This window comes from Solibacillus sp. FSL H8-0523 (assembly GCF_038051985.1).
Taxonomy (GTDB): domain Bacteria; phylum Bacillota; class Bacilli; order Bacillales_A; family Planococcaceae; genus Solibacillus.
This window is the reverse complement of sequence record NZ_CP150291.1, coordinates 1,062,058-1,088,363: the sequence shown is the minus strand read 5'-3', so window position 1 is coordinate 1,088,363 and position 26,306 is coordinate 1,062,058. Positions and strand designations below refer to the sequence as shown.

The window sequence follows — 26,306 nt, the reverse complement described above, 5'->3', positions numbered from 1 at the left end:
AATCATTCTCCTTGATGAATTGGATGTGGTGTTGCAATGTTTTCATTTACCAAATATAGGACTTTCCCCTTTACTGTATCATCATCGGCGTAGACGTGCAAAAGTTTTTCCGATTTAATAGTCGATTTCAGTGGCAATGAACGAATCATTTTTTCATGTAATAATGGCAAAATTACTTTTTCAATATCCTGTTCACTGATTGTTTCCGTTTGTTCATGAAATACGCGGTAAGGCTCGCGTGTAATGAGCTCCTTTAACGGTTGAATCGACAGTTGCTCGACGCTTTTACCTAGTTGCTTCCAATTCACCTGCACATGCCAGCCAACCTCATCTAACACCTGCATGTGAATCGTTTTTGGAATGGAAAAAGTGGTTTCAAGCCAGTAATCGGCAAACACTTCACCCTGCGCCCCTACAACAAATACTTCATCATCGCGCATTAGTACGCCTGATACAAGCGTATCTCCCTTATATACTGTCATATTCGGTACGACTTTCCTTATACCACGCTCAATGTCAAAATGGGTAATGACCCCACTATTTGAAGCAATTAAATGTTGATTTAAAATTTGGTCCATTTTTGGCGTTTCTTTCGGTGCTAATTGTGGCGAAATGGTCACCTTCCCCCCCTGCTTCATAATATGTACCCAAGAAAATTGCCGAAACTGTTCCATTAACTGCTGGCGCAATTCATTATCCGAATAAAATTTCCCCTTATAAACGGGTAGCTCTAACTCCATTTCATTTTTCAAGTAGTTGTCCATTGTGTCCTCTAGCTCAATGGTCTCTGCCTCTGTTTGTACTTGCCAAATAAATTGTGCTAAGACAAACGGAATAATAACTAACAGTAGTACCCCAACAAGGGTGACGCCATTTCGTTGAAGAATTTTATGAGGTGCCTTGTAGCGAATTTTCAGCTTCAGTTGATAGCGTTTACGAATTCTACGTAAAGCCCGTAAATGGTGATAATCCATTTCAAACGTTAATTGCTCTTTTTGAAAAGTCAATTTTCGAATAGGGATTCGTTGTGCTTTTAGCTGTTGTAACAGTTGCGATGTGGCAGCATTATGTTTTGTCGAAATAATAATGACATTACGATTCATCACGTAATCCGTTCAATCACAAGTTTTTGTAGTGTGTGACAATCCACTAAAAACCCGGAATCGTATAAATACTGGACATCAATTTTCTTTGCTTCAATTAGTATGCGAAATTGCTCGTTGTGACATGCATAACGTTGATCGGCGATTTGTTCAATTGTATAAGCGCCATCAAATAGTAACTGCTGAAATTGCTTTATTGTCAGCTGATTTTGCGTTTCAAATAATTTTTTCACAACAAAAAGCCCCCTTTATTCACTATATGCGTTGAATAAAAGAGGCATGAACGTATTATTTTTTGGAATTCACCAATCTAAGAAAAAGAGCATGCTGAACATACATTCAACATACTCTTCCAAGATTAACGACGAGATTTTGGCGGACCCAATATTTCTGCCATTACAATCGCTTGCATCAGCTCTTTATTGTTTTGTGGAACAACTTGTAAACCTTCCGATTGCTGCTTTAGTTTTTCAACAAGCGGGCGATCTGTCAGTTTTCGCGTTGACTGTGCCATTGTCTGACGTTCTTTTACTTGTACAGGTACTTCTTGTGGTAGCTCAAGTTCAATTGGCTCTTCTACCTTTTGCACAAGCGGCTTCGCTTTTTCATTTAGCTGTCCAAATACTTCACTTGCAAAATCCTCCAACGTTTTAGGTCGGTTTTGCGTACGCGTATTTGGACGTGTTTGTTGTGTTCGAGGAGCAGGTTGACTGCTAAATGGTGGCATTTGTTTCGGTTGCTGCTTGTTTGGCTGCTCTTTGTTTTTAGCTTTGTTAAACAACGAACTAATCGCAATCATTACCAGCATAATAATAAGACCTTCCATTTAGTGCTCACTCCCTTCCTCGATTATTTGTTGCCTTGTTCAGGCTTATCAAGATTTGATGCCTTTGAAATCGAATCACGCATCGATGTATCTGCTTGAATATTTTTGTAGTTCATATAATCCATAATCCCGAAATTGCCTGAGCGTAAAGCTTCTGCAAGAGCCATTGGAACTTCCGCCTCTGCTTCTACTACTTTTGCTTTCATTTCTTGTACGCGTGCGACCATTTCCTGCTCAGTTGCAACGGCCATCGCACGACGTTCTTCAGCTTTTGCCTGCGCGATGTTTTTATCCGCTTGTGCTTGCTCAATTTGAAGCTCGGCACCGATGTTTTTACCGATATCAACGTCTGCGATATCGATCGATAAGATTTCAAAAGCCGTACCAGAATCTAAGCCTTTTGAAAGGACCGTTTGAGAAATTAAGTCTGGGTTTTCTAACACTTTTGAATGCGATTCAGATGAACCGAGTGTTGAGACAATCCCTTCACCAACACGGGCTACAATTGTTTCTTCACCCGCACCACCGACTAAGCGGTCTAAGTTGGCACGAACCGTAATACGTGCTTTTGCTTTTACTTCAATCCCGTTCATCGCAACACCGGCAATAAATGGCGTTTCGATTACTTTAGGGTTTACCGACATTTGTACCGCTTCTAATACGTCACGTCCAGCTAAGTCGATTGCTGCTGCACGTTCAAATGTTAACTCAATATTGGCACGGTGCGCTGCGATTAATGCGTTTACTACGCGGTCAACATTACCACCTGCTAAGTAATGTGACTCTAATTGGTTAATTGTTACGTCAATGCCCGCTTTATGTGCTTTAATTAACGGATTCACGATACGTGAAGGAATTACGCGACGTAAGCGCATCCCGATTAATGTGAAAATACTTACTTTTACACCTGCTGCCAGTGCGCTAATCCATAGTGCAACTGGAACAAATGTAAAGAATACAGCTAAAATAAGAAAGACGATTACAATCCCAATAATTAGGGAAATTGCTGCTGCATCAAACATCATAGTGCTTCTCCACCTTTTTCTTTAATTTCTCGCACAACAATGCGCGAGCCTTCTACTTTTACCACTTCTACTGTTTTACTCGCATCGACATAGCTACCTTCCGTCACAACATCAAGACGCTCATTCGTAATAAAAATCGTACCTGATGGACGTAAAGGTGTAATCGATGTACCTTGCTTGCCGATTAATTCAACTCGGTTTGTATTCGATACGTACCCTTCTTCTGTTGTTGTCGCGTCTTTTAATACGAGACGATTGAACAGATGAAGTTTTTTTCCGAAGAATTTCATAAGTATCACCATTCCTAAACCAGCAATTATCATTGCGATTAATATTGAATATGCCATATGGACAAAGCTTTCCCCTGCAAAAAGTAAACTCCCGATGATCAGTGCACCACCAATGATTCCGATGATCCCACCCGGAACAAATAGTTCGGCAATGATTAAACTGAGTCCGATTGCAAATACAATCAATGTTTCATAGCCTGCAAAACCAGCGACCATATGTCCAAAAAAGAACATCCCAAGTGAAGCTAACCCCATTGTACCTGGAACACCAAAGCCCGGCGAATATAATTCAACGACTAAGCCAATACTCGCAATCGATAGCAAAATTGGCACGATAATTGGATTGGTAATGAAACGCGCTAGCTTTTCAGAGAATGTTTGTTCAACGGATACTACTTCGCTATTTTCTAACTTTAATACCTGTAAAAGCTCGCTCATTGAAGCAACTGTTCCTTCCGAGTACCCCACTTTTAGTGCGTCATCCGCTGTTAATGTTAACAGTTTTCCTACTGGTGCACGGAATTCTGATAAATCAATTGTATCAATCACCATGGACTGTGCAAATTTCGGATTACGCCCTTCTGGATTAGGCCCAGAATTTTTTGCAGCGGCGGTCATCTGCGCTAGCCATGCACTTTCTGCTTTTTCCCCTGCCGTATTACCAGAAGCATCAATCACAGCAGCAGCGCCCATTGTAGCGCCTGGTGTCATATAAATTTGATCGGCGTGCAGTGCAATATACGCGCCTGCTGAAATCGCATTTGAATTGATAAAGGCAATGACTGGTATGTCTGTTTCATCTATTAGCTTGCCAATATCTGTTGCGGCATTAACAAAGCCACCTGGTGTATGCATATTTAAAATGATTGCTTCAGCATTTTGTTGCTTTGCTTCATCAAATCCACGCTTTAAATGTTGAAGTAGCCCTTTTTCAACTTCATTATGGATGGAAATTTCATAAACTGTGCTTTTTGCGAAGGCTGTTACTGAAGGGAAAACTAAAACCAGTGACATCATCATTAAAAAGAGCCAACTAAACACTTTCGTTCGTCTCAATTTGTTCACCTCTCTTTAGCTTTGTTTTGTATGTACAATATCTATACGGGTCAGCCACCAAAAAGTTTCAAAAAGGCAACAAAAAACTGGATTTGTTGAAAACCTTTTTCAACCGCTAATTAAAGTATACGTTATTTGCGCAATTTTAGGTATATATTCTCTATAATTCACGAATTTTCTTCCTTTCATACAGGATACTTGTCTTATGCTACTAATTGAACTCTCCCTACAAATCTTGTATGTGATTTGTAGAGGGAGCATTTGGATTTGCTTTGTTCCAGCATCGTCTCACTTTACTTTGAATAAGCACGTTTAGTTGAATTAGGAATCAATAAACTTTCTCGGTATTTCGCAACGGTTCTTCTAGATATTTGAATTTGTTCCTGCCTCAGTGAGTCCATAAGCTGCTGATCTGATAATGGATTTGCCGAATTTTCTGATGCAATCAGTTGCTGAATCCTGTCTTTAATCCAATCACTTGTTGCATTTGGTTGGCCGTTATAATTGATCCCTTTTGGGAAAAACCCCTTAAACAGGAATATTCCGTAAGGTGTTTTCACATATTTATTTCGAATCGCTCGACTAATCGTAGACTCATGTAAATTTAACGCATTTGCTGCATCGATTAATCGCAAAGGAATCATCCCTGCTTGCCCAGTTTCAAGAAACAAATGCTGTTTTTCAATGAGCCAATGCATAATTCGATTGATGGTTTTTGTACGTTCTTCTATTCCCTCCACTAACAGTTTGGCCTCTTTTATCAAATGCTGTAAATAATCTTGCAAGTGCGATTGCTGTTTTAATAACTCGATGTAACCCTCATTTACCGTCACTTTTGGAATGAATGTAGCATCCAAGCGTACATGCCAATTGCCGTAAATTTTCGTTATTTCTACATCTGGAATAATATAGACCGTGCGTTCCTGCAATGTTGGGAGACGCGGAAATGGTTGGAGCTTTTTGATGTATTGAATGGTTGTTAGCACATGTTGCTTGGACAGCTGATATTTTTTCATTAAATATGGGATATTCAACTCGGCAATTGCGTTTAGCTCCTGTTGAATAAAAACAAGCGCAAATGGTGGCGCCTCTTGGTCTACTTGGATTTGACGCTCTAAAAAGTGTGGACTGTTTTTACTCGCTAACCCAAATGGCTCTAAACTTCGCAAAATTTCGATGCACTCAGTTACTACCTCTACTGATACGGATAATTGTGCATACACCTCTTGCGCTTCGATTCGTAAAAAAAGATGCTCATCTAAATGATTGATTAGAAAATTTAGTACGCGTTTTTTCTCCTGCGAGAGATCCATTTTTAACGGAATTAGCTCCCACAAATAATCTTTTACTGTATCTTGCTGCACTAAAAATTCTCTGTGACCATTACTAATTTGAGGCCGTAACTTATCCGTAGAATCAAAGGCAGGTGCATTCACCTCTAACAGTGGATTTTCTAGCGCTTTCTCTGCAACCAAGCTGGCTAGTTCCTCATTTGTTAGTTGCAGCATTTCTAAATGAAAAATTGCGCCCATCGTCATCACTTGCTTTAATTCATTTGAAATTTGGATGTCCATTTGCATAAGCATCCTCCTGTTCTGATTTTAGCTAGCTTACAGCAGTGACGGTTAAATGCTGTAAAAACCAATTTAATGCGCCTTCACTCGCTTGCTTAAACGTAAAGCCATCATAAACATCAAAATGCCCACCAGGAAGCTGCAATAATTCCTTTGGTTCATTTGCCCACTCTTCATACGCTTCAATAATCAAGTCTGGCGGGGTAATGCCATCTTCCATAGCTGCAATCATTAATAATGGAGTAGGTGAAATAAACTCCATTAAACTCGCTGGGGTATATTCTAAATAATGTTCCATCGATTGTAAGGTAATTTCATTTTTCCAGGTTGGTGCCATTTTCGACGCCTTCATAAACCAATCAAAGGCATCTGGGTGAGGCTGTGCACAAGGCTCATGTAGTGAAACAACCGGTAGCATCTGCTGTTTTTCTGTAAAGTAGCGCTGAATTCGGTCGCTTTCGAGCTTTTCAACAAAGGATGCTAATTGGTCATAACCCATTTTCCGAGCGGCACCTTTCCGTCCATTAATTGTTGGAACCTGGGCTACAACCGCCTTCACGCGGCGATCAACTGCCGCAATATGCAGGACATGACCGCCACTATAGGATGTTCCCCAAATGCCGATTTGTTCTTCATTCACCTCAGGTAAAGTGCTTACCCACGTAATGGCATTACGATAATCTTTGATTTGTTCATATGGCTCAAGATGCTGACGATGATCGCCCTCGCTCTCTCCAAAGTTTCGATAATCAAACACCAAAACAATAAAACCATTTTCACAAAATAGCTGTGCATAGCGCTCTAAAAAAACTTCCTTTACTAAACTAAAGCCATGCGCCATCACAATTGCAGGTGCAGCCTTTGATAAATTTTCTGGCATATATAAGTGAGCAGCACAATTTTTACCTTCACTTTTGAATGTCACATCTTCTTTTTTCACAGGACATCCCTCCTTGCAAACTACTACGCAAGTTTGATGCCAACTACAACTTAGCGATCGAAGCGCTGTAACTTTTTTACGAGTGCGGATTGACTAATGCCTAATACTTCCGCTGTTTTTCTAGTCGTTTTATATTGCTGCATCTTTTCAAGTATAATTTTATGTTCAATCTCTAACAGCAATTCCTTTAATGGTTTTTGTAAGATCTTATGTGGCTGTTCATGAATAAACGGCAAATCACTCCAACTAATTTCGTTATTTTCGGACATGACTACTAATCGCTCGATCATGTTTTCCATTTCACGAACATTCCCTGGCCAATCATAGTCTGAAAACAAATGAATTGTGCCGGGTGCAAATTTCACATTCAAATGATATTTTGCATTTTTCTTTTGTAAAAAATAATAGGCAAGCGGTGCGATATCTTCCTTGCGCTCTCGAAGTGGGGGTATTTCAATCGGCACAATATTTAAGCGATAATACAAATCAAGACGGAATTTACCTTCCTTTACGAGCTCATGTAAATCTTTGTTCGTCGCTGACACAACGCGAATGTTTAGCGGAATCGTTTGACGACCACCAATACGCATTACTTCATGCTCTTGAAGCACACGTAAAATTTTTGCTTGTAAATCGAGCGGCATATCCCCGATTTCATCTAAAAGAATCGTACCTCCATCCGCTTGTTCAAACAGACCAGGCTTACCGCGTTGATCCGCTCCGGTAAACGCTCCTTTCTCATATCCAAATAATTCTGCTTCAAGCAGCGGCGCAGGAATGGCTGAACAATTTACTTTAATAAGCGGCTTATTTGCACGCGCACTATACTGATGTAATAAATTCACAACCACTTCCTTGCCAACTCCCGATTCACCGCGCAAATAGACGGTGGAATCGACTTTCGTAATACGAAGAATCAGTTTGATCACATTGCGAAACGCTTTACTTTTCGCCACAATATGCTCCAAATCAGGTAATGGATCTAGCGGAAATTCATCTACAACTGCTTGTCTATTTTTTAAAGCTATTGACAGCAATTGGTCCATTTTCAGGTTATTTAACTCATAAATATCACGAACATTCAAGATTACTTTAGACACGGTGCCATCCTCATTTAAAAGAGGCGTTCCTGTAATAAGAACATCTACACCACGAATATTAATAATTTTCGTAATCACTTGCCGTTTTCTAGCGACTAATGAGGTAACCGAATCACTAATTTCACCTTTTTTTACCGCTTCATTAATATTATGACCGACAAACTCCTCAATTGAATAATTACAAATTGCTGCTGCCGCTGGATTCATATAGAGCCCGGTTCCATCCTTATCCAATACACATAATCCATCATAACTATACTGCGCCGCCAATTGATCAAACATCATATCACGCCCCCCTTGATGAATATTTTCATCACCGATTCCTTTTTTCATCAAACTACTAGTAATATACGTTTCATTTTACAGAAAATTCCGCTATTTAACTCGAAATTATCCTTATTTTTAAATTTTTTTATCTATCTTTTTTAATTGGCACAGTTTTTGCGAGACTAATAGTAAAGCGATGAAAGGAGGACGCCCTCATGAGAATGAGCAATTTTCAGTTGTCATGAGGGCAGTCAGCTAATAACAGATACTAAGCACCAATTACCGAAGAAACATCTAACATGCATTGATTACACTACTAAATAATATTGTTTATTAAGAGGAGGAATGGTGATGGTACGAGAAATGTCGTTCCATAATCCTTATTACGAGGAAAACTTATACGGTCCAGCAAAGGATGAGTTATTTGTTGAGCAATTAACGGTTATCGAGGGACAGGTGCCAAATGATATTTACGGTGCGTATATTCGCAATGGCCCCAATCCAAAGCATGAACCGAATGGGCGCTATCACTGGTTTGACGGAGATGGCATGCTGCACGGTGTTTACTTTAATGAAGGAAAAGTGAGTTATCGTAACCGCTATGTTCAAACAAAAGGGTTCCAACATGAAGCTATTGAAGAACGCGCCATTTGGACTGGGTTGCTCGAAAACAAAAAGAATAACCCGTATTTTGAAAAGGAAAAAAACACATCCAATACTGATGTTGTATTCCACAACGGCAATTTATTAAGCCTTTGGTATCGCGCTGGACAACCGTATAAAGTAGATGCCCGCACGCTTGAAACCATCGGCATAGAAGATTTCGGGGGCCAACTGCAATGCAATGTATCTGCCCATTCAAAAGTAGATGAACAAACAGGTGAATTTCTATTCTTTGACTACGGTCATACGTATCCATACATGATGTATGGGGTGGCTTCAGCAACAGGTGAACTCGTACATTGTGTACCCATTGAATTACCGGGTCCAAGACTACCACATGATATGGCTATTACGAAAAACTATTCGATTTTAATGGATTTACCGTTGTTCAATGATCCTGAAGCAGCAAAGCTCGGCTATTACAAATCAAAATTTTTCCGTGAACTCCCAAGCCGTTTTGGTATTATTCCTCGCTATGGGAGCGCCGAAGAAATCAAATGGTTCGAATCGTCTCCCTGCTACATTTACCACGTCGTCAATGCCTGGGAAGAAGGCGATGAAGTGGTCATGGTGTGCTGTCGCGTAAAAGAGCCAGAACCACCAAATTCAAAAGAAGACGGGCCACTTGAACGAATGCTCGCATTTTTGCGATTAGACGCGCAAATGCATTGCTGGCGATTTAATTTAAAAACCGGTGCCGTTAAAGAATATGAGCTATGTGATGCAAATACAGAATTCCCTGTTATCAATTTAGACTATTCGGGTTTAAAATCTCGCTATTCCTATAATGTGTGTATTACAAATGGGCGCACACTCGAATTTGATGGGGTTGCGAAATATGATACGTGGACGGGACAATCTACACGCTATGAGTTTGGGCCAGGGCGTTTCGGTACAGAAGGCGCCTATGCTCCACGTCCAAATGCAACATCAGAAGATGATGGTTACTTAATTACGTACGTGTTCGATCAACATCACAATCGTTCCGAATTAATTATTTTAGACGCAAAAAACTTTGATCTCGGGCCGATTGCACGACTTGAAATTCCACAGCGTATACCAATGGGCTTCCACGCAACCTGGGTAAACGGTGAAAGCTTATATGCTGAATAATTAGGAACGCGTATTCGCGCCCTTTTAGCTGCGCGTCGGTCAGTACGCCACATCCGTGTGGCATGACCGACATGACTCACATCGTGTGAGCCTCGGGCAGCTGGCGCGAATGCCTAGACACTATGAATAAAGGAGCATACGTATGATTCTGACAACAGAAGAAAAAATGAAGGATTACACAGAAAAAGGCTGGTGGGGTACAAAAACCGTTCAACATTATTTACAACAGTTCGTTGAAAGTTCACCGACTAAAACAGCGGTAATCGATCCATTAAACAAAGCTACTTTATGTAATACACCTTTACTTTCATTAACGTACGAACAGCTGCAACAAAAAATCGACCAAGTGGCAAGCGCCCTAAACGAGCAAGGTATTGGCAAAGATGATATCGTCGCGATTCAACTACCAAACGTTGTTGAACTCGTCATTAGCTATTTTGCGATTTTAAAAGTTGGTGCCATTTCAAGCCCGATTCCAATTCAATATCGAGAATTTGAATGCCTGCAACTTCTGCAAGCACTCAACGCAAAAGCCGTTGTAACCATGCAGCAAATTAATGACCGGCAGTATGCTGAGATGTATGCGAAATTGCAAGATCAGGTACCCTCTTTGAACACAATTTTTACATTTGATGGGGCTAGCGAAGTGAGTGTGTTCATCGATTTTGAACAGCAGCCTATTCACGAATTGCCGAATGTAGACGTTACAGCAAACGATATTTTTACCATCTGCTGGACTTCTGGTACAGAAGGAAAACCTAAAGGTGTACCAAGAAGCCATAATGAATGGCTCGTTAGTGCGTATGCGAGTGTTGACGCCGCCAAACTTTCTGCAGATGACCGGATTTTATTAACGTTTCCACTTGTAAATATGGCCGGAATTGGTGGGGTTTTAGTTCCTTGGGTTGTCACTGGCGGTACACTTGTACTCCATCACCCGTTTGATTTCCCAACATTTTTAGCTCAAATTGGATCAGAACGCATTACGTACACACTTGTTCCCCCATCATTATTAACGATGATGATTAAAAACCAAGCGATTCTATCAAATATTGATATTTCTGCATTACGCGCAATTGGCACAGGTTCTGCTCCAATTACACCTTGGCTCATCCATTCATGGAAGGACAGTCACGGAGTGGATTTAATCAACTATTTCGGGTCAAATGAAGGCGCAACATTTTTAAGTGATGCCGAAGACGTACCAGATCCACAGCTTCGTTCCATCTATTTACCGCGCTTTGGACCAAAAGAATTAACTTGGCATAATCGTGTTGGAAAAATGGTGGAAAGTAAGTTAATCGATGTAGAAAGTGGGGAAGAAATAACAGAACCAAATCACCCGGGAGAATTACTTATCCGTGGCCCAGGTGTATTTTCAGGTTATTGGCAAGCGCCCGAAATTAACGAAAAAGCGTTTGATGCAGAGGGATATTTCCGTAGCGGTGATTTATTCGAAATCATCCATGAAAATGGGGAAGATCGTTATTACCGTGTTGTTGGTCGATTAAAAGATATTATTGTCCGTTCTGGAATGAAAATTTCACCACTAGAAATTGAAGAAATTATTCAGGAGCACCCTAGTGTTGTTGAAGTAGCGGTTATTCCCCATCCACATCGAACACACGGCGAAATTAGCTGCGCCTGCATTGTCGTCGCAGAAGGACAAATGATTACTTTAGAAGATGTAAAGACCCTACTAATCGATAAAAAAATCGCTTCCTTTAAGCTCCCTGAGAAATTGATGATTGTGAATGCACTCCCACGTAATGCCGTTGGAAAAGTGATGAAATCAGCCCTAATCGACCAACTAACAGACGAGGAAGTTGGTGCATAAATATGGATGCTTATATTTACGATGCGGTTCGAACACCGAGAGGATCCACCCGAAAAAATGGCTCATTACACGACGTTGAACCAATTGAATTAGTCACAATACTTTTAAACGCCTTACAAAATCGCAATAGCACGCTTCCAAACGTTTTAGAAGATGTCATTTTAGGTTGTGTCACACAAATTAAAGAGCAAGGTGCGAACGTGGCAAAAACGGCAGTTACCTATGCAGGACTTCCCTACTCCGTCCCTGGTATGACAATTAATCGATTTTGTACCTCGGGGTTAGATGCCATTTCGATTGCAGCAAGCAAAGTCCATAGCGCAAGTCAGCAAGTTATCGTTGCGGGCGGCGTTGAGTCGGTTTCTCGTGTCCCGATGTTTAGTGACGAAGGGTCCTGGTTTTCACAATCACATGTGAGTGAGCAGTCAAAATTTTTACACATGGGCGTTTCTGCAGATTTAATGGCTGAGCTTGGCAACATTAACCGAACACAACTCGATGCCTATGCCGTACGTTCCCATCAATTAGCGAACAAAGCACAACAAGAAAATCGTTTCCAATCTTCCATAGTACCTGTTTCTCTAAATGACGAAACCATCCTTGCACATGACGAGCTCATACGCGAAAACACTTCGCTCGAAACACTTGCAGCATTAGAACCTAGTTTTGGACCATTTCTTGCAAAAAAACATAAAGAAATGATTGCTTCTGAATTACCTACATTAGCGGAGTTCCAGCATGTACACCATGTTGGCAACTCCCCTAGTTTAGCTGATGGTGCCGCATTAGTAGTCGTTGGAAATGAAGCAGCTACCAAAAAATTAAACAAGCCACCAATCGCAAAAATTATCGGTACATTGTCGATTGCCGAACACCCAATGCTCTTACTTGGAGGACAAGTAGCTGCTGAAAAATTATTAAAAAACTGTCACCTTACGTTTGAGGATATGGATGTCATTGAATTTTATGAAGCCTATGCCGCAACCGCTGTCAAAGCAATGCAAGATTGGCAAGTCTCGGAGGAAACCTTTAACCCAAATGGCGGCGTCATTGCAACCGGCCACGCACTAGGTGCAACCGGAGCTATGATGATGTGTTCTCTATTAGATGAACTGGCTTACCGCAACGGGAAATATGGACTGATTACATTGAGTGGTGGTGGTGGCGTTGGTACGGCCATGATTATTGAAAAATTATAGTGGAACATCGGCAAAGACTGTGACGATTAAAATTGAACTGGAGGAAATTTTATGAATTGTGCAGAATTATTTTTGGAAACCGCTGATCGATTACCAGACAAAGTTGCCATCGTATTCCGAAATCAACAAATTACGTATAGTCAATTAAAGGAACAAGTAATGAAGTTTGCAAGTGGACTAATTGAGGCAGGTATTACGTCAAATTCACATGTGGCACTACTGATGCCAAACTGCCCTCAATATATTATTTCGTATTATGGTGTGTTAGCAGCAGGCGCTACAATTGTTCCAGTAAACCCGCTATATACCGACCGTGAGCTGAGCTATATTTTAAATAATGCTGACACGAAGGCTGTTATTTACCATGAGCTTATTCAGCCAACGATTGATAAAACAAAAGCTTCCTTAACAACAGCCGATTTATTAATTGATTTTAGCGAAAGCAATCCACATTGTACATGGAATCAATTACTGGAGCATGAACCACTTACAGTACCTTATGTACGCGGTGAAGAAGGGATTGCTCAAATTTTATATACATCAGGGACAACCGGTAATCCAAAAGGCGTCATGCTATCCGATGACAATTTAGCAAATATGACAACCTTACTCATTCGTGAGCTTGGCATTTTAGAAGAGGACCGAATTATCGTTGTGCTCCCGATTTTCCATACGTTATCGAAAATGGCGGGAGTTTGGGCTGCCTTAGTCCACGGCGCTACAATTTATTTAGAGGAACGCTTCATACCAGACGCGATTTTAGAATTAATTGAACGTGTAAAAGCGACTGTATTTTACGGCGTGCCGACAATGTTCACCATGTTTACGATGTCACCGCGTCTAAAAGAATTCGATTATTCATCTCTTCGTCTATTCGGTTCTGGAGGGGCAAGTATTCCGGTCGAAATCATTGAGCGCATTCAAAATAGTATCGGTGTTCCGGTCGCAGAAGCGTATGGCCAAACAGAAGCAACCGTTATGATTACGTGCCAGCCTTTAAACGGTGAACGAATTGCCGGTTCAGTAGGATTGCCTGTAGACGGCATTGGATTCCGTATTGTGACACCAGACGGACGCGATGTGCCACAAGGAGAAATCGGTGAAATTGTGTTTAATGGTCGCAGTGCAATGATGGGCTATTATAAAAATCCAGAAGCGACAGCCGAAACAATTCGTGATGGCTGGGTACACTCAGGGGATTTAGCTTATCAAGATGCGCGCGGGAATGTATATATCGTCGACCGCATAAAGGACATCATTATCCGCGGAGGTAACAATATTTATCCTCGCGAAATCGAAGAAGTACTGTATACGCATCCTGCAATCGCAGAATGTGCGGTCTTAGGTGAACCCGATGAAGTATTTGGTGAAGAAGTGGCCGCATTTGTTGTCACAAAAACACCCGTCACTGTAGAAGAATTACAAGCCCACTGCCAGGAACATATCGCCAAATATAAAGTGCCACAAATTTTTTACTTCTTAGAAGCACTTCCAAAAAATGCGACAGGGAAAATTTTAAAAACCCCTTTACGTAAACAACTTAAAGAAAAAAGTGAAGAAGTTCTCTAATCAAGAACACGTTAAATACGATTTCACGGAGGTGCTTTATGAATCAAATTAGTGTGATTGGCGCTGGCTTAATGGGTTCTCAAATCGCATTGTGCGCAGCATTTGCAGGCTTCAAAGTCCATTTATACGATGTGGATGAACAGCGATTACAAACGAGCCAACAACAGTTAGCCAAACAAATGGAGAAATATATCAAAAAAGGACTGTTCAGCAAAACTCAATTTGACCAAGCAAACGACAACTTAATTTTAGAAACATCCCTATCTAAGGCTATAGAACAAGCCGATTTGGTGATTGAAGCGATTGTTGAGGATTTAACACTTAAGAGAAACCTTTTCCAGCAGCTAGATGAATTCGCACCACCTCATGCCATTTTAGCAACGAATAGCTCGATGATTGTGAGCTCGATGCTCGCATCTAGCACAACTCGCCCTGATAAAGTGTGTAACCTTCATTTTTTCAATCCTGTATTTTTAATGGCGGTTGTAGAAGTTGTAAAAGGTGCACATACATCGAATGAAACGACACAAGCTGCAGTCGACTTTGTGAAACGTATTCATAAAACACCTCTTCTTTTACAAAAGGAAATTACCGGTTTTATTGCGAACCGAATTTTAACAAAGGTAATGGAGGAAGCGATGTTTTTATTAGAAGAAGGCGTTGCAACGGTTGAAGAGATTGATCTCGCTTGTACAAAAGCATTAAATCATCCAATTGGACCATTTGCGTTAATGGATTTAACTGGACTTGATACTGCTTATGCCATTCAAAAAACACAATTTGAGTTAGATAACGATGTGAAAGAGCCATCCCCTCTTTTGAAAGAGAAGCTCGCTCATGGGCAGCTAGGACGAAAAACGGGACAAGGCTTCTACACTTATCAATAGGAGGGATTTACATGCAAAGTACAAACGTTGAACAAAAGATCGAGTTTGATATTTTCCGCAAATCTGTACGTCAATTCTTATCGAAACATGCCGCACCCTACTTCGAGCAGTGGGAGGAAGATAAACAAGTTCCGCGTGACTTCTGGTTAGAAATGGGGAAACAAGGCTTTTTATGCCCATGGGCCGATGAGCAATACGGAGGATCTGGCGTAGATTTTAATTATTCAGTTATCATTAATGAGGAATTATCATTAATTGGGGCTGGCATTGGTGGGATTGGCTTGCACAGTGATGTCGTGATACCTTATATCGATGAATTTGGAACACCTGAGCAAAAGCAGCGCTGGCTTCCTAAAGCGGTGAACGGTGAAATTATTTCTGCGATTGCGATGACAGAACCAGGCGCTGGCTCCGATTTAGCAGGCATTAAAACAACTGCGATTTTAGACGGGGATCATTATGTTGTAAACGGCGAAAAAACATTTATTACAAATGGCTATTCAGCCGATTTAGTCATCGTTGCGTTAATTACCGATCCAAGTGCACAGCCGATTCATAAAGGGGTAAGTTTACTTGCAATTGAAGCAGGTACTCCCGGCTTTACAAAAGGAAAAAAACTAAAAAAAATCGGCCAACACGCCAATGATACATCGGAGCTCATTTTTGAAAATGCCCGTGTTCCGAAAGAAAACTTAATTGGTCATGAGGGCTTTGGTTTTTACTATATGATGCAAAAATTACAACAGGAGCGCTTAGTGTTAGCGATTGGCGCAATTGCCGAAGCACAGCGCATGGTCGACATTACATTGGACTATGTAAAACAACGTACTGCCTTTGGTCGCCCAATTGGCAAATTCCAAAATACCCAATTTAAAATCGCTGAAATGGCTACGCAAGTGAAAATCGGTGATACCTTTGTCAAACAGCTTGTCCAAGACCATATTAGTGGCAAAGACATTGTCACAGAAGTATCCATGGCTAAATGGTGGATTACAGATATGGCGCAGCAAGTTGCGATTGATTGTATGCAGCTACATGGCGGCTTTGGTTACATGGAAGAATACGAAATCGCCAGACGCTACCGAGATGTGGCAGTAGGTTCGATTTATGCAGGAACAAACGAAATTATGAAGCAAATCATCGCGAAGAATTTAGGTTTATAAAGACCAAAAGCGCTAAAGCGCCCTTTAAGCCTAGACGTAGAGGGAACTATATGCAAAGTTATCCGCAATGCGATAATTTATAATTTTCTTAATAAACACAAATACCCCGCAATTGCTCTGAGGCAACTGCGGGGTATATCATTTGAATGCTCAATTGAATCTGAAAATTGCGTGTTATGAACGTAGGGTTTTTATAGGGAAATTACCACTTACGTTTACGTGCAGCTTCTGATTTCTTTTTACGTTTTACGCTAGGTTTTTCGTAGAACTCGCGCTTTCTAACTTCTTGAATTGTACCTGATTTTGATACAGTACGTTTGAAGCGACGAAGAGCATCTTCAAGCGATTCGTTTTTGCGAACGACAGTTTTTGACATCTCTCTTTCCCTCCCTCCGAACACACGTCAATACGACATTAACGTCTAGTTAATGTGTACTAAAGTAGTATAACGTATAGTTTGTTAAGAGTCAACAAAAACTATTAGAATTAATAGTTAGAATCTGACTTTAATCCATTCATAATGGCAACGCCTGATGAAGCACCAATACGCGTCGCACCATTTTCGATCATTGTTTGCATATCTTCTAGGCTACGAACACCACCAGAAGCTTTCACACCAAGGTCTGGGCCTACAGTTTTACGCATTAACGCGATATCCGCTGCCGTTGCCCCACCAGTTGAGAAACCAGTAGAAGTTTTCACAAAATCCGCACCAGCTTCAACAGATAATTCACAAGCTTTTACTTTTTCTTCATCTGTTAATAAGCAAGCTTCGATAATTACTTTTACAAGTGTACCGTTTGCTGCATCTACTACCGCTTTAATGTCATCGCGAACTAAATCAAAGTTGCCGTCTTTTAAAGCGCCAATGTTAATTACCATATCAATTTCGCCTGCGCCATTAGCGATTGCGTCTTTTGTTTCAAATGCTTTTACAGCTGAAGTCGAAGCACCTAAAGGGAAGCCAATTACTGTACATACTAAAACATCTGTACCTGCTAATGCTTTCGCGCTGTAGTTAACCCATGTTGGATTGACACATACTGAAGCAAAGCCGTATTGTTTTGCTTCCGCACAAATTTGTTCAACTTGTGCTTGTGTAGCATCTGCTTTTAATAATGTGTGGTCAATCATTGCTGCATAATTTTGAGTCATGTTAAATTACTCCCTTTACATATAAATAGTTGTCCGTACAACTATAGTTTAGCATGTTATGACAGCGAGTCAAACTATCAGACAACTTCAACTATTTCTGTGCAAGCCCGAATTTTCCCTAGCCATAACTCTTATTCGATACGATACTTCCCCAATAATCAACTGTTCATCTCGGCTCTGGGTAAGTCCGCTGTTCAAATATTTGATTTGTAGTTGAATCTTTGTAACGTACTTCTACCGCAATCGGTTTCCGGCTATAAATCTGATATTTAATCGCATCCTCTGTGATACTAAGCTCAATCATTTCCGCAGTAATGTCTTGTTCATATTCTGCCCGGTCTACCGTAAACGTAAGGACTGAAAAATCTTCCGTATATTCGAAAGAAGAAAATATTTCCACTTCAGGACGTACACCGCGCTCTACCTCATAACGAAACGCTTCAATGGTACTACGAAATTCAAGCACCGCTTCTACTCGCTTCATTTCTTCCATATATAACAATAAACTGTCTTCTTTTAGTTCGTAATGAACGATTCTTGAAGGATCAAAGTTTTTAAATTGATGAATATTACCAAGTACTCCGTCTGGAATTTCAACAACAGCTAATCTAGCAAATTGCTCTTCGGAAAGGTTATGTTTCACTGTCTTGCACCTCCTACATACCATTAATGATTATTACCCTCTTTTATTTAGAATATGCAAAAAGCAACGTAAAACAGTCATCTGTTTTACGTTGCTTGAAAATTAATTATTTTGTTCTTCTAATACGCGAACAAATTGCCCTTCGTTATATGGGTAACCTGCTTTTGTAATTTTTACTTTTGTTAATTGGCCAATCATATCTTCTGTGCCTTCGAAGATGATTTTTAGATAGTTCGTTGTATAACCTACGTATAAGTTTTCACCTTCACCATCTTTGAAGCGCTCTTCTGGAATCACTTCCAGTACCTCGCCTTCAAAACGAGAGGCATACTCTTTTGCTAATTGGTCATTTAATGCGATTAAACGATGTACACGTTCATTCTTCACTTCTTCATCAACTTGGTCATCCATACGCGCTGCTGGTGTACCTGTACGTTGAGAGTAAGGGAAGACATGTAACTCAGAGAATTTATGGTCACGGATAAAGTTGTATGTTTCCAAGAATTCTTCTTCTGTTTCACCAGGGAATCCAACAATTACATCCGATGTAACCGCTAAATCTGGTAAAGCAATCTTTAATTTCTCAAGACGCTCTGCGAAAAATTCCATCGTATATTTACGACGCATACGCTTTAATACCGTATCCGAACCTGATTGAATCGGAATGTGTAAGTGGTTGACTACGATTTCTGAATTTTGTAATACCTCAATTACTTCATCTGTTAATTGAGACGCTTCAATCGAAGAAATACGTAAACGTTTTAAGCCTTTTACTTGTGCTTCCATTTCACGTAGTAATTGCGCTAAGTTATAATCTTTAAAGTCTTGACCGTAACCACCTGTATGAATACCTGTTAACACGATTTCAAGGTAGCCTGCATCCACTAATTGCTGTGCTTGGCGGATGACCTCTTCTGGATCACGTGAACGCATTAAACCGCGCGCCCAAGGGATGATACAGAATGTACAGAAGTTATTACAGCCTTCTTGAATTTTTAGTGATGCACGTGTACGGTCGGTAAACGCTGGTACGTCTAACTCTTCGTACACACGGTTTTTCATAATGTTACGCACGGCGTTAATTGGCTTACGCTCTTCACGGTACTGTTCAATATAGCCAAGCATTTTTTCACGGTCTTGTGTGCCGACAACGATATCTACGCCTGGAATTGCCATAATTTCAGCCGGTGACGTTTGTGCATAACAACCTGTTACACAAATAACCGCATCTGGATTTTGACGAATTGCACGACGAATGACTTGGCGAGATTTTTTATCCCCCGTATTCGTTACTGTACATGTATTAATTACATATACATCTGCTTGGTGGTCAAACTCTACACGGTCGTAGCCCTGCTCTTTGAACAATTGCCAAATTGCTTCCGTTTCATAGTGGTTTACTTTACACCCTAATGTATGTAGAGATACGGTTTTCGTTGGCTCGTAACTCGTCATTTATATCATCCTTTCAAGGTTACACTTTTATATTTTATCTACTATAGATTTCATCGTCATGGTGCCCTAGATCACTTTTCGTTTTCTATATACTTTATTAAAAATCACGCATACCTTTAAGTATTGAAGCACTTCCCGATTAAATATCAACGTTTTTTATCATAGCATAAATCGTTCGCTAAAGCCCCTTTTTTTAAACTTTCTTTTGCTATAAAAACCTACGAGAATTAAGACATTTTTTAAGCAACTTAAATTTGAATCCTTTACTAGAAAATGAGGTGGTCTTTATTTACAAAGGCATAATTTTTTGGATTTTACTATTAGTTTTCTTGAGTTGGGGTGCAACTGTTTCGCACGCCGCTCATGCGATCTATGTGGCACCAAACGGGCATGATACAGCCGGTGATGGTTCTATAACAGCACCATTTCGTTCGATTCAATACGCAATTAATACAAGTAGTCATGGTGATGAAATTTTAGTACGAAAAGGAATATATCACGAGCTAATGACCATTCAAGGTCGTACTACAGATTCCAATCTTCACTTAACAATACGTCCTTATAAAAATGAGAAAGTCGTCATTGATGGCAGTAAGCGTGATTCAACAAGTTCACAACGAGCTGCATTTACAATTGAAAATAGCTCCAATATTAACATTATCGGGTTTGAAATCCGCAATATTTCAACGGAGAGTGATGATTTTTATCCTGCAGGAATTTTAGTGCTCGGGGAAAGTAAAACTATTCAGTTACTGCATAATCATATCCATCATATTGCGAATAATCACGAAGAAGGCAATGCTCATGGAATTTTAGTATACGGAAATAGCGTAACACCGATTGAACACTTACTAATTCGTAATAACAGGCTACATCACTTAACACTTGGTAGTAGCGAAAGTTTAACGTTAAGCGGGAATGTCTCAAACTTTATTATTGATCGCAACACTTTATACAAAAATAACAATATCGGAATTGACGTTGCAGGGTTTTATGGAGCTTGCTCAGATAGAGGTTGTATCGATTATGCGCGAAATGGCATTATTTCAAACAATATCGTGATCGAACACTCTTCGAGAGAAAATCCGGCATATGAAGGCGATGATTCTGCTCCCGGCATATATGTAGACGGTGGGAAACATATTAAAATTATCAATAACTATCTAGCAAACAATAATTACGGCATTTCAATTGGCAGTGAAAACTATAAGCAGTCCTCCACTTATATAACCGTTCGTAACAATACGATAAAAAATAATGATAAAGCTGGTCTTGTAATTGGTGGCTCTACTCAAGACTTAAATGGTGGCGCTTCGCATATTTCCATTGAAAACAATGACTTTATCGCCAACGATACCATGCAGCATGGTTATTACGAAATTACGCTACAGCAAAATATTCAACATTTATCACTCACGAAAAACACATATAAGATATGCGCTATGAATAAGTATATAAATAATAGAGGTAAATCTAATTTGTCATTTACTCAATCGCAAGAAAAATTGCTCTTTTCTTTTAGTCGTTGTGATGAATGCAAACGTTTTAGGAGGAATTACAATGAGAGTTTTAATAACAGGTGGCTACGGTTTTATTGGGTCACATGTAGCTGAACAGTTTTACAAGGAAGGCTACGAAATCCATATAATTGATAATCTTTCAACTGGGCATCGTGAAAATATTACATTTAAGCATAAGGCACATATTATTTCGATTACGGATCCTAAATGCAAAGAAATTTTTGCTGCTAATCGTTTTGACTTTGTCATTCATTTAGCTGCACAAATAAGTGTAGCACGTTCCATTCAAAATCCAATTTACGATGCAGAAGCAAATATTATTGGCTTACTTAATATGTTGCAATTTTCACAGCAATCTAACGTAAGAAAATTCATTTTTGCTTCTTCCGCTGCCATCTATGGTAATAATACGAATTTGCCGTTAACCGAGCATGAAACACCACTTCCGATTGCACCATATGGGGTGAGTAAATGGGTTGGCGAACAATATTGTAGCAATTGGGCAGCGCAACATGATCTCGATGCCGTTTGTTTTCGCTTATCTAATGTCTTTGGTCCGCGCCAAACTAGCGAAGGTGAAGGCGGTGTCGTAGCAACCTTTATCACAAAAGCCTTACAAAACGAAACAGTAGAAATTTACGGAAACGGTGAACAAACACGTGACTTTATTTATGTAAAAGATGTAGCACATGCTATTTTTAGGGCAACACAAAGCTTTATAACAGGCACGTATAATTTATCGACGAATATACAAACAAGCGTCAATCAGCTTGTACAAGTTTTGCAAGCACAGGGCTATACACTCAAAACTACTTATACGCAAGCAAGAGAAGGAGATATTATGCACTCCTCACTTAGCAACGAAAAAATCAAAACCGAATTAGACTGGGTCCCTAAATACAGCATCGAAGAAAGCTTAATAAAAACGTATGAATGGGGATTTGAAACGTTCAATCACCGAACACTGAAAGTAAAGAATTCTCCAAAAACTACTAAGATACCGGCCTGGGCTTTAGGCGTGAAACCCTATCTCGAAAATAGCGTAATCTTTTTAGTGATTAGCCTATTTTTATGGCAGCTTCGATTACCGACAATGTCAATTTTCGTTTTCGGTGTGTTTTATATTATGACGATTGGTTCCATTTACGGGAACAAACAAGCATTTACAGGTGGGGTTCTAGCATTTTCATTACTAGTTGCCGATTATTTGTCTCGTGGACGTGAATTGATTTCGTTACTTTACGATTCAACTTTTTTGTTTCAAATCGTTACATTTTTATTTATCGGACTCGTTGTCGGCTATTCTGTGCAACGTAAAAATGAAAAAATTACGGAGCAAAACGAGCAAATCCATGAACTACAAATGCGCTACGATTTTTTAGAAGAAGTACACGCTGAAGTTCGAGATGTAAAAGATGAACTACAATACCGTGTAAAAAATAACGAGGATAGCTTCGGTAAAATTCATTCCATTATGAAGACACTCGACCAATTGGAACCAGAAAAAATATTTACGAGCGCGGTTAACGTGATCGAAAGTGTCATGCACTGTGAAGATGTTGCCATTTATATTTTTAATAGTGAGCAATCGTATTTATGGTTAATTGCACATTCCGATTTAGACAAAAGCGAAGCAATCACTAACTCGTTAAAAGTTGACGAGTCCCCTTTTGTTCAACAGTTACTAACAACTGAGCAGCCTTTTATTAATCGCACACTCGTAGCACAAGCCCCTCTTATGGCTGCACCGATTTATTATGACAATAATATACAAGCGATAATCACTATTGGCAAAATGCCTTTTGAAAATTTTTCACACTATCATGAAAATTTATTCCTCGTTTTAAAGGAGCTCATTCAGTCTTCACTTGCTCGCGCATTCGAATTTATTAAAGTATCAGAAGACCAACGTTTCATAAAAAATACTGCCGTTTTAAAAATAGATGCCTTTAAAGAAGTATTAGCGGCAAAACAGCAAGCACAGACAATTCATCATATGCCCTATCATGTATTAACACTTCAAGTAGCTCCCTATCATTTGCAGCAGACAGCCTATCAAATACAGCACCTCATACGCGAAACCGATTATTTGGGCTATGACAATCAACAACTTTTTATCTTATTTTCAAATTTACAAACTCAAGATTTACCAGTAATTTTACAACGTTTTCAACAAGCCGGATTTAACTTTTCATTGGATCAGCAGGTGTCTTATTTATGAAGTATATCGGAATCTATCTACTCTTATCGATTATCGCAACTGGACTTTTATCTAGGGGCAATTTGAAAGCGTGGTTTTTAAAACTAACGATAGTTTTATTACTACCTATCATCGGTTGGTGTTTACCTGTCGTTTGGCCGAAGTCATGGTTCAAAAAAGATGAAAACGATTTCGCACACTATTTGGCTCAGCAAACAGAAGATATTGAATTTAAAAAACAACAAGCTTTAAGCAAAATCGAAAAGCAACATGAATTGAATAGCATTTCGATTGAAGAAGCATTGCTTGTAAACGATGTAAGCGTTCGCCGAAAAGTATTAATTGATGTATTAAAAGAAGATGCCATGCAATATATCGACGTACTAAAAATCGCTGTCATCAACGACGATACCGAAACTTCACATTATGCCGTAACGGCCGTAGTTGAAGTAAAGCGTAAGCTAACGTTACTTATGCAAAAGCTGGAGGTTGAATATCACCAAAATCAATCGAACTCTGAAATTGTAAAAGCCTACGCTCATATCATTCAGGAATATTTACAAAGTGGCTTTTTAGATACGCATTCAAAAGAAAAATATCAAGTTCAGTACATTGCGCTGATGGCACAAATCATTAAAAATGGCGATGCAACCGATGAAACATTTAAAGAAAAATTTCAAATGGAGCTTGCGGTTCAAGACCTACTCGCAGCAGAAGATACCATGCAATTATTTAAACAACGCTATCCCAAAAATGAGCATGCCTATATTTCAGCGATGAAGCTCTATTATGAGACACATGCAATTGAACGACTATTTATGGAATTACAGGCGCTTAAGGCTGCCCCCATTACCTTTTCAAACGAAACAATGAATTATGTAAGATACTGGTCTGAGGTGTTGGAACGCTATGAAAGAACTATTGAAAACTAAAAAAATTATTTTCATCCTTGCCTTAATTTTAATAAGCGGTATTGCGCTACAGCTTTCACGTTCGTCTTTTGTCTTGAAATCTGTAGAAAATGAACTCGATTTAACCGTTAACGCTCATCTCTTACACAAGAGCACAAGCCGCTCCCAATCGGTTTCAGATGCGGCGTACTGCATTTTATATAATGCAGAGCACGAAAAATTAAAAAACAATATCGAGCAAACGTTGCACTACATGCAAAAATCATATAAATCCTATGATGCTGCATTAGGCAAAATCGAATTATCACGTTGTCCCAATGTTTTACTAGCTACCGCCTATTTAGATGATATTGGAACAGTCGAACAAATCGAGGGATATGTTAAAAACGGTGGTACGATTTTTGCGATGACAACACTCGAACCAACTAGTTTGTTTATTACAGTCAGTCCACACTTAGGGATTATCAGTTACTCGGATTTTACGACAACAACTGGAATCGAAGTAACATCCAACTTCCTAATTGGAGCAAAAGGTCAATTTTTTTTCAACGAAGACTTAGAAGATAGTAGTTTAAACATTGCCATTGAAAGTAACATTTCACCGGCCATGAAAAATTTAAAAGGCATCCCACTACTGTGGGCTAAACCTTATGGTAAAGGACATTTTGTTGTACTTAACGTCAATATCGCAGCAGAAAAATATTCACGTGGGATCATTGCAGGAATGCTCAGTTTACCGAAAGAAACGTTTATTTACCCTGTTATTAATGCCAAAACCTTTTTCATTGACGACTTCCCTGCTCCTATTGCTAAAGGACGTAACGACATTATTTACAAAGAATTCAAGTTAGATTTAGCAGACTTTTATCGCAATATTTGGTGGCCCGATATGTTAGAAGCCGCAAAGAAATTCAATTTAGTGTACACAGGTGCCTTAATTGAATCCTACGAAGATAACGTCACACCACCTTACGATAATTCTCAAGACATTGAGCTAACGTATTTAGTTGGCTTTGGTCGTGAGCTCATTAATAGTGATGGTGAAATCGGTTATCACGGATACAATCACCAATCGCTCACGATGGATGCCGCAATTTCAAAAACATTCGGCTATAATCATTGGCACTCGCTTGAGGATATGGAAAACTCCCTGCGCGAATTAGAGTCCTATACCAACAAAGCCTTCCCTTCTTACGATGTGTCATCTTACATTCCTCCTTCGAATGTTTTGTCGATAGAAGCAAGAGGCATTTTGAAAAAAGCGCTACCTAATTTACTGGTCATATCCTCTCTGTATTCAGAGGATATTTCCAAACGAGCCTATGTGCAGGAATTTGAAGTGAGTGAAGATAAGGTTGTCGAAATGCCGCGCGTTTCTTCAGGTTACTTCCCTACTTCCATCAATGAATGGGAAATTGTTAATGCGATTACCTCATTAGGTTTCATCTCGCATTTTATTCACCCAGATGATGTTATTAGTGAAGACCGTAGTAAAGGTGGTTGGACAAGTATGTTTGAAGAGTTCGAACAGTTTTTCGGTGACATTCATAAACGCTACCCATGGATTGACGCAACAACAGCGACAAATGGTGCATTAAAAACGGCAAGTATGATTAATTCAACCGTTCGCTTTCATGAGAACTCATCCACAATTAAAGGAAGTATCGAGCCTTTTTATGAGCAGCATGACTTCATCTTACGTACCGAAAAAGCAATCAAAAAAGCGACACATTGTACGTATGAAAAAATTGATGATAATACGTATTTAGTAAAAGCAACAAACACTACGTTTGAAATTACTTTTAAATGA

Annotated in this window: 22 protein-coding genes; 10 read left to right on the top strand and 12 right to left on the bottom strand. The window is 39.6% G+C overall.

Annotation, left to right across the window (positions count from 1 at the left end; genetic code table 11):
* Positions 1-2 precede the first annotated feature (2 nt).
* From NSQ62_RS05060 to NSQ62_RS05025, 8 genes are all read right to left on the bottom strand, one after another.
* Complete coding sequence (locus NSQ62_RS05060; protein ID WP_341323887.1) at positions 3-1,103, bottom strand: sporulation protein YqfD; 1,101 nt, start codon at positions 1,101-1,103, stop codon at positions 3-5.
* Positions 1,103-1,336 carry an RNA methyltransferase gene (locus NSQ62_RS05055; RefSeq protein ID WP_341322841.1) on the bottom strand — a complete coding sequence of 78 codons (234 nt, stop codon included), beginning with the start codon at positions 1,334-1,336 and terminating at the stop codon, positions 1,103-1,105. The genes NSQ62_RS05060 and NSQ62_RS05055 overlap by 1 nt, the downstream gene beginning before the upstream one ends.
* Positions 1,337-1,461: 125 nt before the next feature.
* Positions 1,462-1,929: a hypothetical protein gene (locus NSQ62_RS05050; RefSeq protein WP_341322840.1), complete on the bottom strand. Its 468-nt coding sequence runs from the start codon at positions 1,927-1,929 to the stop codon at positions 1,462-1,464.
* A 23-nt stretch (positions 1,930-1,952) separates the two neighbouring features.
* Complete coding sequence (gene floA / locus NSQ62_RS05045; protein WP_341322839.1) at positions 1,953-2,954, bottom strand: flotillin-like protein FloA; 1,002 nt, start codon at positions 2,952-2,954, stop codon at positions 1,953-1,955.
* A complete protein-coding gene (locus NSQ62_RS05040; protein WP_341322838.1) occupies positions 2,951-4,300 on the bottom strand; it encodes a nodulation protein NfeD in 1,350 nt (449 codons plus the stop codon). The genes floA and NSQ62_RS05040 overlap by 4 nt, the downstream gene beginning before the upstream one ends.
* Positions 4,301-4,593: 293 nt before the next feature.
* Entirely contained in the window at positions 4,594-5,880 is a 1,287-nt protein-coding gene (gene rpoN, locus NSQ62_RS05035) for an RNA polymerase factor sigma-54 (RefSeq protein ID WP_341322837.1), read from the bottom strand.
* A 25-nt stretch (positions 5,881-5,905) separates the two neighbouring features.
* Positions 5,906-6,814, bottom strand: coding sequence for an alpha/beta hydrolase (locus tag NSQ62_RS05030; RefSeq protein WP_341322836.1), 909 nt, complete (start codon positions 6,812-6,814; stop codon positions 5,906-5,908).
* 50 nt (positions 6,815-6,864) lie between these two features.
* A complete protein-coding gene (locus NSQ62_RS05025; protein ID WP_341322835.1) occupies positions 6,865-8,199 on the bottom strand; it encodes a sigma 54-interacting transcriptional regulator in 1,335 nt (444 codons plus the stop codon).
* A gap of 333 nt (positions 8,200-8,532) precedes the next feature.
* Between NSQ62_RS05025 and NSQ62_RS05020 the strand changes: the two genes are divergently transcribed.
* From NSQ62_RS05020 to NSQ62_RS04995, 6 genes are all read left to right on the top strand, one after another.
* Positions 8,533-9,957: a carotenoid oxygenase family protein gene (locus NSQ62_RS05020; RefSeq protein ID WP_341322834.1), complete on the top strand. Its 1,425-nt coding sequence runs from the start codon at positions 8,533-8,535 to the stop codon at positions 9,955-9,957.
* A 142-nt stretch (positions 9,958-10,099) separates the two neighbouring features.
* Positions 10,100-11,794 (top strand): class I adenylate-forming enzyme family protein, encoded by a 1,695-nt coding sequence (locus tag NSQ62_RS05015; protein ID WP_341322833.1) that lies wholly within the window; start codon positions 10,100-10,102, stop codon positions 11,792-11,794.
* A gap of 2 nt (positions 11,795-11,796) precedes the next feature.
* A complete protein-coding gene (locus tag NSQ62_RS05010; RefSeq protein WP_341322832.1) occupies positions 11,797-12,993 on the top strand; it encodes an acetyl-CoA C-acyltransferase in 1,197 nt (398 codons plus the stop codon).
* Between the two features lie 51 nt (positions 12,994-13,044).
* Entirely contained in the window at positions 13,045-14,562 is a 1,518-nt protein-coding gene (locus NSQ62_RS05005; RefSeq protein WP_341322831.1) for an AMP-binding protein, read from the top strand.
* A 38-nt stretch (positions 14,563-14,600) separates the two neighbouring features.
* The gene (locus tag NSQ62_RS05000; RefSeq protein WP_341322830.1) at positions 14,601-15,449 is read left to right on the top strand and encodes a 3-hydroxyacyl-CoA dehydrogenase family protein; all 849 of its coding nucleotides are present in this window, start codon (positions 14,601-14,603) and stop codon (positions 15,447-15,449) included.
* 11 nt (positions 15,450-15,460) lie between these two features.
* A complete protein-coding gene (locus tag NSQ62_RS04995) occupies positions 15,461-16,612 on the top strand; it encodes an acyl-CoA dehydrogenase family protein (protein ID WP_341322829.1) in 1,152 nt (383 codons plus the stop codon).
* 202 nt (positions 16,613-16,814) lie between these two features.
* Here NSQ62_RS04995 and rpsU read toward each other — a convergent pair whose 3' ends face one another.
* The 4 genes from rpsU to mtaB form a co-directional block, all read right to left on the bottom strand.
* A complete protein-coding gene (rpsU, locus tag NSQ62_RS04990) occupies positions 16,815-16,988 on the bottom strand; it encodes a 30S ribosomal protein S21 (RefSeq protein ID WP_004227078.1) in 174 nt (57 codons plus the stop codon).
* Positions 16,989-17,098: 110 nt separating this feature from the next.
* Positions 17,099-17,767: a deoxyribose-phosphate aldolase gene (gene deoC / locus NSQ62_RS04985; protein ID WP_341322828.1), complete on the bottom strand. Its 669-nt coding sequence runs from the start codon at positions 17,765-17,767 to the stop codon at positions 17,099-17,101.
* A 166-nt stretch (positions 17,768-17,933) separates the two neighbouring features.
* Complete coding sequence (locus tag NSQ62_RS04980) at positions 17,934-18,410, bottom strand: hypothetical protein (protein ID WP_341322827.1); 477 nt, start codon at positions 18,408-18,410, stop codon at positions 17,934-17,936.
* Between the two features lie 102 nt (positions 18,411-18,512).
* Positions 18,513-19,865 carry a tRNA (N(6)-L-threonylcarbamoyladenosine(37)-C(2))-methylthiotransferase MtaB gene (gene mtaB / locus NSQ62_RS04975; RefSeq protein WP_341322826.1) on the bottom strand — a complete coding sequence of 451 codons (1,353 nt, stop codon included), beginning with the start codon at positions 19,863-19,865 and terminating at the stop codon, positions 18,513-18,515.
* Positions 19,866-20,119: 254 nt separating this feature from the next.
* Here mtaB and NSQ62_RS04970 point away from each other — a divergent pair, with 254 nt between their 5' ends.
* The 4 genes from NSQ62_RS04970 to NSQ62_RS04955 are packed head-to-tail and all read left to right on the top strand — an operon-like array spanning position 20,120 to position 26,306.
* Positions 20,120-21,478 carry a right-handed parallel beta-helix repeat-containing protein gene (locus NSQ62_RS04970; protein WP_341322825.1) on the top strand — a complete coding sequence of 453 codons (1,359 nt, stop codon included), beginning with the start codon at positions 20,120-20,122 and terminating at the stop codon, positions 21,476-21,478.
* Positions 21,426-23,606: an NAD-dependent epimerase/dehydratase family protein gene (locus NSQ62_RS04965; protein WP_341322824.1), complete on the top strand. Its 2,181-nt coding sequence runs from the start codon at positions 21,426-21,428 to the stop codon at positions 23,604-23,606. Before NSQ62_RS04970 ends, NSQ62_RS04965 begins: the two co-directional genes overlap by 53 nt.
* Positions 23,603-24,517: a hypothetical protein gene (locus NSQ62_RS04960; protein ID WP_341322823.1), complete on the top strand. Its 915-nt coding sequence runs from the start codon at positions 23,603-23,605 to the stop codon at positions 24,515-24,517. Before NSQ62_RS04965 ends, NSQ62_RS04960 begins: the two co-directional genes overlap by 4 nt.
* Positions 24,495-26,306: a DUF2194 domain-containing protein gene (locus NSQ62_RS04955; RefSeq protein WP_341322822.1), complete on the top strand. Its 1,812-nt coding sequence runs from the start codon at positions 24,495-24,497 to the stop codon at positions 26,304-26,306. The genes NSQ62_RS04960 and NSQ62_RS04955 overlap by 23 nt, the downstream gene beginning before the upstream one ends.

Excerpts from the sequence above, each read along its gene's own strand:
- NSQ62_RS05060 (WP_341323887.1), bottom strand. The coding sequence starts at position 1,103 with ATGAATCGTAATGTCATTATTATTTCGACAAAACATAATGCTGCCACA.
- NSQ62_RS05050 (WP_341322840.1), bottom strand. The coding sequence starts at position 1,929 with ATGGAAGGTCTTATTATTATGCTGGTAATGATTGCGATTAGTTCGTTG.
- floA (WP_341322839.1), bottom strand. The coding sequence starts at position 2,954 with ATGATGTTTGATGCAGCAGCAATTTCCCTAATTATTGGGATTGTAATC.
- rpoN (WP_341322837.1), bottom strand. The coding sequence starts at position 5,880 with ATGCAAATGGACATCCAAATTTCAAATGAATTAAAGCAAGTGATGACG.
- NSQ62_RS05025 (WP_341322835.1), bottom strand. The coding sequence starts at position 8,199 with ATGATGTTTGATCAATTGGCGGCGCAGTATAGTTATGATGGATTATGT.
- NSQ62_RS05020 (WP_341322834.1), top strand. The coding sequence starts at position 8,533 with ATGGTACGAGAAATGTCGTTCCATAATCCTTATTACGAGGAAAACTTA.
- NSQ62_RS05015 (WP_341322833.1), top strand. The coding sequence starts at position 10,100 with ATGATTCTGACAACAGAAGAAAAAATGAAGGATTACACAGAAAAAGGC.
- NSQ62_RS05010 (WP_341322832.1), top strand. The coding sequence starts at position 11,797 with ATGGATGCTTATATTTACGATGCGGTTCGAACACCGAGAGGATCCACC.
- NSQ62_RS05005 (WP_341322831.1), top strand. The coding sequence starts at position 13,045 with ATGAATTGTGCAGAATTATTTTTGGAAACCGCTGATCGATTACCAGAC.
- NSQ62_RS05000 (WP_341322830.1), top strand. The coding sequence starts at position 14,601 with ATGAATCAAATTAGTGTGATTGGCGCTGGCTTAATGGGTTCTCAAATC.
- NSQ62_RS04995 (WP_341322829.1), top strand. The coding sequence starts at position 15,461 with ATGCAAAGTACAAACGTTGAACAAAAGATCGAGTTTGATATTTTCCGC.
- rpsU (WP_004227078.1), bottom strand. The coding sequence starts at position 16,988 with ATGTCAAAAACTGTCGTTCGCAAAAACGAATCGCTTGAAGATGCTCTT.
- deoC (WP_341322828.1), bottom strand. The coding sequence starts at position 17,767 with ATGACTCAAAATTATGCAGCAATGATTGACCACACATTATTAAAAGCA.
- mtaB (WP_341322826.1), bottom strand. The coding sequence starts at position 19,865 with ATGACGAGTTACGAGCCAACGAAAACCGTATCTCTACATACATTAGGG.
- NSQ62_RS04965 (WP_341322824.1), top strand. The coding sequence starts at position 21,426 with ATGAGAGTTTTAATAACAGGTGGCTACGGTTTTATTGGGTCACATGTA.
- NSQ62_RS04960 (WP_341322823.1), top strand. The coding sequence starts at position 23,603 with ATGAAGTATATCGGAATCTATCTACTCTTATCGATTATCGCAACTGGA.
- NSQ62_RS04955 (WP_341322822.1), top strand. The coding sequence starts at position 24,495 with ATGAAAGAACTATTGAAAACTAAAAAAATTATTTTCATCCTTGCCTTA.